The sequence below is a fragment of the Bacillus sp. 522_BSPC genome (assembly GCF_001076885.1).
Lineage (GTDB): Bacteria > Bacillota > Bacilli > Bacillales > Cytobacillaceae > Niallia > Niallia hominis.
In genome coordinates, this window is sequence record NZ_JVDT01000074.1 from 51,703 (window position 1) to 63,046 (window position 11,344).

Here is an 11,344-nt window from a genome sequence, read left to right on the forward strand (position 1 = left end):
TAACAAAGTTAAGAGGTAAAAAAAATGCCCTTACTGTATTTTCTTTATTTTTTGTGAGTTTTCACCTAAAGATACATAAGAAACTATGTATAGATTGTTGTAAGAACCAAATCTATTATACTAGAGTAATACAGGGTATTTATTTTGAATAAATTCAAACTTCGTTCAATTAATTACCTCGGTAGATAGTATTTAACATAAGGATAACTTATCCCCCCCATTCCTTGCTTATTATTGCATAGAGGTAATTTCTTTTTCTACTTCTTCTTGAATTACATTGTTGAAAATAAGTATGCAAATAAATGTACTTTAACTAAACTGTTTTAATTCAATAACTACATATAGAAAGCTCAAAAATACATTATTTTACTTATTAAAATGGATTATTGTCTCTTTGTTACTTATCTTTGCCTTATAAAATCAGAAAATGATTAACAGATGTCTTGTTATTAGAGGATGCAATTCACTATAAAATGTGAATGATAACTTCCAGTAATGTGTTTCAGTTATTATAGCAGAAATTGTGTCATTCTACTTGATGTTCACAATTGGCTAAAAGAATGAACCATGCGTTAAACTTCATTGAAAATAAAGAAATAGACTACAAAGAAACTGCAAAAGTAGCTAAATTTTCCGAGTTTCACTTTTCAAGAATGTTCTCTTCAATCTCAGGTGTATCGCTCTCAAAATATATTAGACGTAGACGGTTAACACTCGCAGCATTTGAAATTCAAAAAAGTGAAATTCGGATCATCGATGTGGCAGTTAAATATGGTTATGTTTCTTCTGATACTTTCTCACGTGCTTTTCAAAAAATGCATGGAGTAACCCCTTCCAATGCTCATAATAGAGGGGTACAGTTAAAAGCCTTTCCCAGAATATCCTTTCAAATTACTATTAAAGGAGATACCGAGATGGATTACAGAATTGAAAACCTTGATTTTGAATTAAGAATTGTAGGAAAAAGTAAGCCAGTAAAAACAAGCAGAGCATTTAAAACAATCCCTACGCTTTGGAACACCGCGAAAAAAGATGGATTTATGCAAGAACTAGTAGCTATGTCATGGAAAAATCCAAAATGCACGCTTGAAAGCCTTCTGGGGGTTTGCGGAAAAGAAGCCGCCATAACAGATGAAGAATTTTCCTATTTCATGGGCGTAAGATACGATGGGGAATCCCCTGAAAATATGGAGACGCTTATTATACCCGCAAGTACATGGGCAGTATTTCCGAACATAGTAGATGCATGGAAACGTTTATATACCGAGTGGGTTCCTAACTCCGAGTATGAACTTGCAAATTTACCTTGTATAGAATGTTATTACGGTCCGAAGCATAAACCAAGACACGAACTCTGGGTCCCTGTTATCCCGAAGTAAATTCATATTCAGTAATAGAATGTGTTTATGGGACTCTGCAGACGAAACGCAAATATTATACGCTATCAGAAATATAATTAAAAAGTCAATTCCATACTGAAGTGACCCCATAAAGTTAGACAGGTTATTTCGTTAGGCGGCTTGCAGGGCATGAACTCGGTATTGTACCGGGCTCATGCCTTTTAATTTTGCCTTGATTCGTTTGTGATTATAGTAATTTATATATTTTTGTAGTTCTTTCTTAAAGTGTTCTATACTTTCAAATTCTTTTCGATAAAGAAATTCTGATTTCATGATGCCAAAGAAGTTTTCTATAACTGCGTTATCGTAACAGTTCCCTTTGCGAGACATACTTTGTGTAACACCCCGTTCACTAAGAGAATGACGATATTGCTTCATTTGGTAGTGCCAGCCTTGATCCGAATGAATGAGGAGGGTATCATCGTCTCTTAAACGTTCAAAAGCCTGATCTAACATTGTAGAAACAAGAGAGTAGGTCGGTCTTGAGCCGATGGTATAGGTAATGATCTCCCCGTTAAATAAGTCTAAAATAGGTGACAAATATAACTTTTCTCCAAATAACTTAAACTCTGTTATATCCGTAACCCATTTTTGATTTGGTTTTTCAGCTTTAAAATTGCGATCTAAAATATTGGGTGCAATTTTTCCAACCGTTCCTTTATAAGATTTATATTTTTTCATCCGAACCTGACATTTTATCCCTAATTCTTTCATGATACGCTGTACTTTCTTATGGTTGACCTTATGTCCGCGATTTCTAAGTTCATCACGAATACGGCGATATCCATAACAGCTATCATTTTCCTCAAAAATCGTTTGAATCAATACTTTCAGCTCTGCATCAGGATCGGGACGACTGAAGTTTTTCACCCAATAATAATATGTGCTGCGTGGAATGCTTGCGAGCTTTATAAGTGCTTTCACCGGAAATTCATGCCTTAATTCATAGACTACTTGCGCTTTGTCTTGTTTGGTGATTTTCCCTTGTTTTGAACTAAGGCATTCAACTTTTTTAAATACGCATTTTCCATACGTAGATGTTCTAATTCCTTCTGAAGTGCTTCCATTGATCCTTCAGTCTGTTCTTGTTTTTTCGGTAATTCTTGATTGTCATTCTTCAAAGATAGTCGCCCCTTTTTCTTTGGTTGTAGGGCATCATATCCTTTTGTTTCATAAGCAACTTTCCATTTTCGAACCGTTTCATAAGATGGAATATTAAAAATCGCTGCTGTATCCCTGATAGACGTCCCTTGTTCGTTCATATAATTGAGTACATCTAGTTTAAACTTTGCGGGATAGGATGTATAGCGCTTTTCAAAAGCATCTTCACCAAAGTACTCATATTGTTTAATCCACTGGTGAAGAATACTCGGATGAACACCTATAAATTCAGCAACTGATTTTCCTCCTTCATTTCCATTTAAATATTGTTTTACTGCCTGTATTTTTTCTTCTGGAGAAAACTTTGCCATAAAAAAACTGCACCTCCAATTGTTAGTTGTGTCTAACAATTGGGGTGCAGTTCATACATAAAGAATTGACTTTTGTGAAATTTGGCTAAATCACTCTAATAATGACTTTCTTGGTATTTCAATTTTCCTGAGTTCACTAACTTAACTTGAATGTTGATATGCTCGATACTATCCTTATTTAAAAAAAATGGCTTTTCTTTTATCTCTTGATTCCATCTCTGAGGGTTCTCCCGATATAATATTTCACCTAACCTATAAACATCTGAATTTATCTCCACTCCTTTTTCAAAAGTCTTTAAAATCTCATCTCTTATTATTTTTTTAGTGTTAGCAACTAACTTGTTTTCACTAATTTCTTTTAACTTTTCGTTTATTCCGGCTTGTAAGGATACGTTAATTTTATATCTCACTTGTTCGTTAGTAATAACTGGAGTTATCCTCACCTTTGGTTTTTCTAATACTATAGAAACAACCGGTTGATCATCTTCAACTATCCACAAAGGAGATCGAACAGTTTTTTCATCTATCCATCTTAGACCGTTTAAATCAGATTCAGAAAGCCATCCTTGTAGATGGTTATTTCTTATAAAGACAGCGCCGTCATTTCTTAACAATGGTGCTTTTTTATCTTCCTCTTTCCAATTTTCAGTGGATATTTTTATTGAAGGAATGAAAGCTGTTTGTCCAACAGGATTGCTATCTCGAATAAATTGGAAAAATTGAATGGGTTGTATGTAGGATCTTTGCTTATAACTTTCATTTGGTTCGTGAAGAATCGTCGAGAGTCCAGATAAAGTGAAAAATGATTTTGTTTTAAGTACGTCTTCAATGGATTCATTTGTAGCATAAAATTGGATATTATAACGTATTTCTCTATATCGATTTATAAAATCAATAGAGGATTTGATATCTTGCTCAAGTAATGTATTACTCAAAATCAATGTAGACACATGTCCCCAAAAAAGTCTTTGTTGTGCATCCTTGTATAATTGATTTAACGCTTCTGTCATCGTAATTCCCTCACCTCTCCCAATCCAAATCGGTGGTTGTTTATCAGGTCTAGCACCTTCTAGTTTAGCCACATTAGAAAAGTCCAGTAATTGAACATAAGCTATATATTTTTCATCTTTATAGTCAATTCCAAGTGCTGCAACATAGTAAATATCTTGTATTTCTTTGATATTCCAACATCCCGATAATACCAGACTAAAGAGAGTTAGTATGCTAATTAAAAAGAACCTACGTAGTTTCAGGATTGTCACTCCCCTTCATCCGTCTTTGTACTATCCCGCGTACGAACATAACTAACACGTTCTCTATAACTTTTCCATGGTAACCGAAATAGCGCCTTGAAAAGATCTGAACTAGACTTCGGAAATACTAAAGCTAAGTAAGGGATTCCGAAAGAACGTAACCTTGCCATATAAATGACAATCATAAATCCTCCAAGCATAAAACCGTATAAACCCATAAAAATCGAGCAAACAAGAACAAATCCTCTAAGAATGGATATTGAACTTGCTAATATTTGGTTCACTAGTGTATACCCTGAGATGGCAGAAAGAGCCGTAATAACGATGACCGAAGGAGAAATCAAACCCGACCGAATTGCAGCGTCTCCAATAATGAGTCCCCCAACGACGGAGAGAGTTTGTCCAAGAGGGGAAGGTAATCTTTGACCAGCTTCACGGAACATTTCAAACAGGAATAAAACGATCATAAGTTCTAATGGTGCAGGAAATGGCAACCCCGATCTTGCAACAGTTATAGTCGCAAGAAGAGGAAAAGGGATTTGATCTTGATGGTATGCAAGCAATGCCATCCAAAACCCGGGTAAGTAGACAGCTAAAAGAAATCCCGCCCATCTATAAAATCGAGCTAATGACATGGGTAAATAATTAAAATGTGAATCCTCTGCTGCTTTAATCAAAAAAGTAATGGTTACAGGAGCAATAATGACTAATGGTGAGCCATCTACTACTATGATTATTCTACCTTGTAATAAACATTCAACTGCAAAGTCAGGTCTGGATGTATCAGCAGAAAGTGGGAAAATAGAAAGTGATTGTTTGGACACCATCTCCTGCAATTGAGTTGAACTAATAATTCCATCAATCTCAACATTAGATAATCGTTCCCGAATAGTATCTAGCATCTCCGTATTAACCACATCTTCTAGATATAATAATCCCACCTTAGTTTGAGTTCTTGTTCCTATCGTATAAGTTTGATAAGATAGCGTTGGCGACCTTAGTCTTTTTCGAATTAGTGCAATATTTGTTGAGATATCCTCTGTGAAATTATCTCTTGGGCCACGAACAGATACCTCGTAATTGGATTGTTCAGTTGAACGGTTTGGTTTATTGGATGCACTGACAGAAAAAAAAACACTAAATTCCGGAAAATAAATGACTAAATTACCATCGAAGATCTCTAAAGAGATGGAATTTAACCCTGTTTCCACCTTTAAAGGTGTCCATTCCAGATCATCTTGATTCCATTCCACGCCCTCTTTGAATATTTTATAGTCATTTTTTGTTGTCATTTTTTTTAGTTGTGGAATAATAAATTGATTTATTTGTTTTTTATCAACTAAATTCTCACAATAGATAAATATGGTATTTATTTCTTGTTGTTCATCAGTAAATTTATGGAGTACAACTTTAACATCCTCACTTTTTTGGTAAATTGAACGAATTTTTTCTTCATTTACTTCATCAGTATTCTGAAAGGTAGTATGATAAGAGTTCAGTTCCTTTTGTTTTTTATGTTTATTACATTTCAAGAATTATCTCCCCTTTTCCCCTTTTAAAAAGGCTAATAACCCAATGCTTAAAGAAAAGATAAGTAAAAATAGGAATGATAAATAAAAATATATATTTTGCAAAAAGCGAACAAATTGCATATCACTAATAGGTAGAAGAACCATCAACAATGTAATTAGTGAGCTAAACCCTATTAATAAATGTCTATTCTTATCGTTCTCAAATGGAAAGAGCTGTCCAATTATAAACAAACCTAAACTTATTCTTATAAATCCACCTGACAGCCATTGATAAATAGAAAAAAAATCTACATGTTCAATATATTTACCAATTTTTAATAATCGCCATTCCTCGTATGCCGGATACCTCTGATTAGCAGCCTCTTCTGGACCAAAAATAGCAATCGAACCTAATAAGGGACCTAGGGTTAACCCTATCAAGATAATTCCGAGGAAAAGTAAACTTCGAACCTTAATGTTGGGTTTTAATTTGTGTTGTAAGAAAAGTATAAGTGCAACTTCCATTAGAGAACCTGAACTATAGATCATGCCTTTCAAAACAGGATTCAAACCATGTTCTAATATAGGAAATATTTGAGCGTAATCCTTATGAGGAATATTTAGGCTCATGACAAAAAAACCTAAAGCAACAACAAAAACAAACAAAAAACCTGAAATAATAGATAGGGTGGCAAAGCTAGATGTCGCAGCAAAAAAACAAATGATTAGAAAAACTATGGCTAAGATGAAAGTTGGACTTTGAGGGAAATAGGAAGTAACTGTCCAAACAATCATATCCTTTAAGGTAACTCCAATTAATAAAAGGATAAAAACATAGGCAACCGAAGAAAGACCCCAAGCAACAACTTTACCAACTCGGTCCTTCATCCAAGTAAATAAATGGGAGTAATTTGTTTTTTTAATAATTACTCGTAGAAAAACAAGCCACCCCAAAAATAAAACTCCTGAAATTAGTACAGATATCCAAGAATCCCTCTTTGCTGTGCTTAGTAACATGGGTATCACCATTACATGGTTCATTAATCCTATACTCATCATAGAGAGAACAAATATAGTAGAAAAACTTGCTTTATTTTGATCCATTTTCAACCCTCTTACTCCATTATTTTTTTAACTATCCATCTCGTTTTTCCTTTTTGTTATCATATTTTATATAATTACCTAATATTTGATTTATATTCACAAAAACAACTAAATAAAGTGTTGTGAAACAGCCACAGAAAATAATAGAAACCTTTAAAAATTCAAAGTATAACCAAAATCAAATTACTAGGTAGGAACAATCGCGTTCTTAACTACTTACGTAAACATACCCCAAAATTGTTAGATGCCTTAGAAATCACTTCTATATAAAATCAGGAGAGTCATTGCTTCACGCTATTGTGACCATTAAAGAGATGAACAAAAAATAATAAACGAAGAATTCCAGAAGGCGCACCTTTGAACTTTCTCTCAAATCGCTGGCAAAAGCACGTTTATGATGATGGGAATATAAATCGCCAATTATGCGTTGTCTGTTCTTACCAAGTTAAGAAATCTTGTACGCTCAGGTAACGTTTTTCTCCCGCACATATCACCATTGGATCGGATCGGAACGTACTTTCTAGGAGAATATTTATTTATATCTAGATTTTAAATCCATCCCTACATCCACTTAGGATATAAAAAAATGCCTTAGCCTATAATATCAGCATTTTGTCGGCTGTACCTCTTTATGGGGTAAAAAAAAAAAGAGCCGAATTTCTCAGTTTAGGGATTGGGAAATCAGGCTTTTTATATTGGAAATTCCTTATCGTTGTAAATCCGCATTTTCCTGATGCACAACGATTATAGGAATTGGATATACCCTTATTTGTATAGTGGAAGTAGTTTCAAATCTTCAAGCTTGATTTTCAACGGAAGGTAGTACATTAATCAAATTTTACTTACTTAATCAAACATTTAAGTTAAAATGATATAGAAAATGATAAATAAAAAAACTTTTACACTTTAGTGTGTAAAGTTTAGGAGTGATAATCAATGAATGACATAAAATTTTATTTCTATGATTTTATCCCAGTTAAATTTGAGTTAACTGAAGATGATAGAGAACAGGTCCTAAAAGAATTTCCAACTCCTATTCTCCCTACTGGTGAAGAAATTTTCAACATAAATGAATTTGAAAAAGGAATCAATGTTAAATTACGATTACTTCTTAATGACTTTAATATCGAATCAACCAAAACTAACAAACAATATTTAAAAATAAGATTTAGTAATAATTTTGGTTCGATAAATGCAAAATTATGGGACAACCAAAATGCCGTTGAAAATACTATCCCTTTACTTGAAGAATTCTCTATTTTCGATGTTGAGGCTAGAATAGAAGATTATCGGGGGCATAAATCACTTACTATAAATAAAATGAAACCATGTGAAGAAGATATTAATCCCTTCACTTTTCTAGCTTACACTAAGCAAAATATTGAAGATTTTACTGTAGAACTTTTCTCATATATAAATGAATTGGAACAACCTTTTAAGGACATATCCTTAGCTGCAATGAAACGTTTTTGGGACCAATTTTCTATTAGGCCAGCAGCAAAAGGATTTCATCATAATTATTTAGGTGGCTTATTAAAACATACAGTAGGTTTAATGAGGTTCGCAAGATTCATATTAAAACAAGAAGATAACCATTATCAAGCAATTATAAAGCTAATAAACGTAGTTGAAAAAGCACATAAGAAGGATATTTGGAATCAACTTCAATCGGAGTCTATAAATCCTCAGCACATTGTATGGAAAGATACTATTGATCATCTTTATACAATGTTATATGGCGCAATGCAACATAGAAGTTCAGCTCCTAATTATGATTTAGTTTTTACAAGCATTTTATTTCATGATATTGGAAAATTACTAGAATATGATCATGCTGGCAAAAAGTTTGAGGAATTTAAATTCTTATTCCCAACGGCTGATCATTCTAATATTGAGAATAGGAAACAAACTGGAATAATCATGGATGAGTTAGGAGTAATGATAGGACATATCCCATATGGTGTACTTATCCTCTCGAAAATAATAGAAACAGAAAATATAAGGATTTCTTTAGAAGACATACACCATATTTCCCACTGTATTTTATGTCATCACGGTCTTCCAGAATGGGGGGCATGTGTACGGAATCCACAAACAATTGAGGGTTACATTATTCATATAGTTGACTTTTTAGATAGCAGATATGAAAATACGGAAGAATTGAAATAACCCAAAAGCCCAGCTAGGCACTTTATATATCTGCATAGCTGGGCTTTTTTTATAAGTCATTCCACAAATCCAAACTAGAAGACTCTTTTTTACGCTTCTTTATATCAATAATTTTTGTTTCTTTATATATTTTTTCGCCAGTTTCAAGATCAAAAAATTCAAATGCTTCATGGTTAAATAAATTTTCTAATGCTCTATTAACAGGCTTTGTTGAATTTTTTGTAGTAGTGAGTAAGTTTATTAGATTTTTTTCTTTCCTATCCTTACCATAATAAAAGAGTTTATAAATAGTAGATTGAGCTAGTTTATTTAAATCTTCTAGTTCTTTAATTTTTTTCTTTTGATCAATTATTTTGTTGTTTAACTCCTTTATTTTCTTTTCACTTTTCTTTTCTTTTTTTAATAATAATTTTAATTCCTTTTCATAAGGCTCCAACGTCTTATATAGTTTAGATGGGTCTTTAATTAGTTTTTCGATTGAATCCTTTATACTTGGAAGTTTAATTTCCGGATTCTCATTTTCTATAAGTATTGGAGTATTTACAGCTTCATTGTATCTTTCAATATAATGAAATCCTTCATAGGCTGCTTTTCTCCAATAGTATTCAGGAATGGATTTATCTAACCAACTAAGTTCGCCTTTTTCGAATAATTCTGTCACAAATTCAGCAAATGGTCTTTTGTTAATGATTTTGACCTTATTTTCTTCTACATATCTGTCAAGTAATTCGTCGATTTTGTCTTTTGGATACTTGTTTGCCATTCAATGTTCACCCCTGTCTGTTCATAGATATGATCAACACAAGCCCCGATACTTTCTAATAAATCTTTTAATTCCTTTGATTTTGTGTATAACACTTTTTTTAGTTTTATATCCAATTTCAGCTGCTCATTTTTATTACTATGAATTTGGTCATAGATATGTCCCAACGAATTATAAACCTTAATTGCTTTGTTCTCCGTAGAATCCATCCACTTAATAATCTCATTATATTTTGTCTTAAATTCATCAAATTCTATTTTCCAATATTCATCACATATAAAACAGTGACGTTTACAACGTTTTATACTCGCTGAACACCAACCTATTTCTAATTTATCCCACTTATCTCGGTCAGGCTCAGCGTTTTTTAATACAAAACGTCTTCTAAATTCATCATTTATTTTTGAACTAATTATTGGTTCATTTATTGTTTTAAAAAAACTTGTTTTAAAGTATTGGCAATCCATGTCAAATAATCTCAATAGTTGAATAGTTGAAGAATCAGTTTCAAATTCCCTATGCTTAAAATAATGGGTTTGTGAGCTGAGAGATAAATGACCACCTAGACGAGCTATTTCTACCGGATGAAGGCCTTGAAGCTTCAAAAACATAAATGCTAAATGTCTTGTATCATTAGGTCGTAATCGCCTCTCAATATCGAAATAATTTCCTTCTTCACGACTTTTTGAAATTGTTTCAAGATTGTCATTCCCGACATCTCGAACAGAAAAATTATATGGTGGATTTTTAATAATGAATTCATAAAAATCGTATAACAATTTTCTAAAAGTTTCATGATCAATTATTCTATCATTACGTTTCTTGACAAAACTATTAATTTTATTCTCTATAACATTTTCTCTAAGTTTTCTAATTACCATATAAGATATTAATGAATCCGACTCTCCGTATTTATTTGATTCAATAATATAGGAATCTATGAAATTGTAAAAACTCTTATCAATCTCAATTTTATCAATAACTTGAATTCTTTTTTTGTTGTTTTTCTCCTTAGATCTAGGTAGCTCTAGATAATATCGAACTTTATTATCCGTTTCTTTTACTTTAAGAGAATCCCTTCGTATTTTAAGAAATTCACCGATTCTCATTGGGATTTTGGTAGTTAGTATCCACCAAATCCTTATTGGAGTAAAATATAAATATCGCCAATCTGATGAAGGAGTATTATCAAAAAAATTATTTAAGGCGAATAGGAACATTAAGCAATCTCTGCTTGATGGAATTTCCCTCGGTTCTATTTCGAGTTTTTCATGAAGCTCACTGGCTAGCTGTATATATTCTTCCGTTGAATCCAATTCATCATAAAAATCTAAAAAATTCAATAAAGACTTTATCATTTCATGTTTTATCGATTTCGTCGCTTCGGATAATAAATATTCTTCTAAATCACTAACTTTTGACTTAGCTAAAGTTGAAGTAATATTTAAAACATCCACTAAATACTTGAAATATGCCGCAATAGTATTACCTGCATAATCCAATAAGAAATTCGATACCCAACATTTTAATACATCTAACATCATTGTATTTTTACATTCTATATATTTTCTGAAATCTATAGTGAGTATAGTATCACTATTTTCACTATAGACATACCATACAATATCTTGTATGAGTAAAATGTTTGTGGGAGAATAAATATCCTTTTTGT

The 11,344-nt window shown here is 32.4% G+C and carries 8 protein-coding genes and 1 pseudogene; 3 read left to right on the forward strand and 6 right to left on the reverse strand.

Annotated features, from left to right (window positions below):
- The first annotated feature begins 560 nt into the window (after positions 1-560).
- Positions 561-1,379 (forward strand): AraC family transcriptional regulator, encoded by an 819-nt coding sequence (locus ADJ83_RS05400; RefSeq protein WP_031536676.1) that lies wholly within the window; start codon positions 561-563, stop codon positions 1,377-1,379.
- 132 nt (positions 1,380-1,511) lie between these two features.
- Here the strand turns inward: ADJ83_RS05400 and ADJ83_RS24755 are convergent.
- From ADJ83_RS24755 to ADJ83_RS05425, 4 genes are all read right to left on the reverse strand, one after another.
- Positions 1,512-2,872 (reverse strand): IS3 family transposase gene (locus ADJ83_RS24755; protein ID WP_109768643.1). Its coding sequence is split into 2 segments (ribosomal slippage): positions 1,512-2,416 and positions 2,416-2,872, totalling 1,362 coding nucleotides; the frame shifts between segments, so codons are not numbered across the junction.
- Between the two features lie 95 nt (positions 2,873-2,967).
- Positions 2,968-4,134 carry a Ger(x)C family spore germination protein gene (locus tag ADJ83_RS05415; RefSeq protein WP_081836587.1) on the reverse strand — a complete coding sequence of 389 codons (1,167 nt, stop codon included), beginning with the start codon at positions 4,132-4,134 and terminating at the stop codon, positions 2,968-2,970.
- The gene (locus tag ADJ83_RS05420) at positions 4,131-5,657 is read right to left on the reverse strand and encodes a spore germination protein (RefSeq protein WP_031536680.1); all 1,527 of its coding nucleotides are present in this window, start codon (positions 5,655-5,657) and stop codon (positions 4,131-4,133) included. The genes ADJ83_RS05415 and ADJ83_RS05420 overlap by 4 nt, the downstream gene beginning before the upstream one ends.
- Before the next feature lie 3 nt (positions 5,658-5,660).
- A complete protein-coding gene (locus tag ADJ83_RS05425) occupies positions 5,661-6,740 on the reverse strand; it encodes an endospore germination permease (protein ID WP_031536681.1) in 1,080 nt (359 codons plus the stop codon).
- Positions 6,741-6,956: 216 nt separating this feature from the next.
- On the opposite strand from ADJ83_RS05425, the pseudogene ADJ83_RS26815 reads away from it, so the two are divergent.
- Positions 6,957-7,215, forward strand: a pseudogene (locus tag ADJ83_RS26815) (hypothetical protein); the annotation flags it as partial.
- A gap of 461 nt (positions 7,216-7,676) precedes the next feature.
- Positions 7,677-8,909 (forward strand): HD domain-containing protein, encoded by a 1,233-nt coding sequence (locus tag ADJ83_RS05430; RefSeq protein WP_048717159.1) that lies wholly within the window; start codon positions 7,677-7,679, stop codon positions 8,907-8,909.
- A 49-nt stretch (positions 8,910-8,958) separates the two neighbouring features.
- Here ADJ83_RS05430 and ADJ83_RS05435 read toward each other — a convergent pair whose 3' ends face one another.
- Positions 8,959-9,672, reverse strand: coding sequence for a hypothetical protein (locus ADJ83_RS05435; RefSeq protein ID WP_031540262.1), 714 nt, complete (start codon positions 9,670-9,672; stop codon positions 8,959-8,961).
- Positions 9,618-11,344: site-specific integrase (locus ADJ83_RS05440; RefSeq protein WP_048717162.1), on the reverse strand; the 1,727-nt coding region annotated here is incomplete at its 5' end. The genes ADJ83_RS05435 and ADJ83_RS05440, both read right to left, overlap by 55 nt.

Coding starts and splice junctions, on each gene's coding strand:
- ADJ83_RS05400 (WP_031536676.1), top strand. CDS start 561: ATGAACCATGCGTTAAACTTCATTGAAAATAAAGAAATAGACTACAAA.
- ADJ83_RS05425 (WP_031536681.1), bottom strand. CDS start 6,740: ATGGATCAAAATAAAGCAAGTTTTTCTACTATATTTGTTCTCTCTATG.
- ADJ83_RS05435 (WP_031540262.1), bottom strand. CDS start 9,672: ATGGCAAACAAGTATCCAAAAGACAAAATCGACGAATTACTTGACAGA.
- ADJ83_RS05430 (WP_048717159.1), top strand. CDS start 7,677: ATGAATGACATAAAATTTTATTTCTATGATTTTATCCCAGTTAAATTT.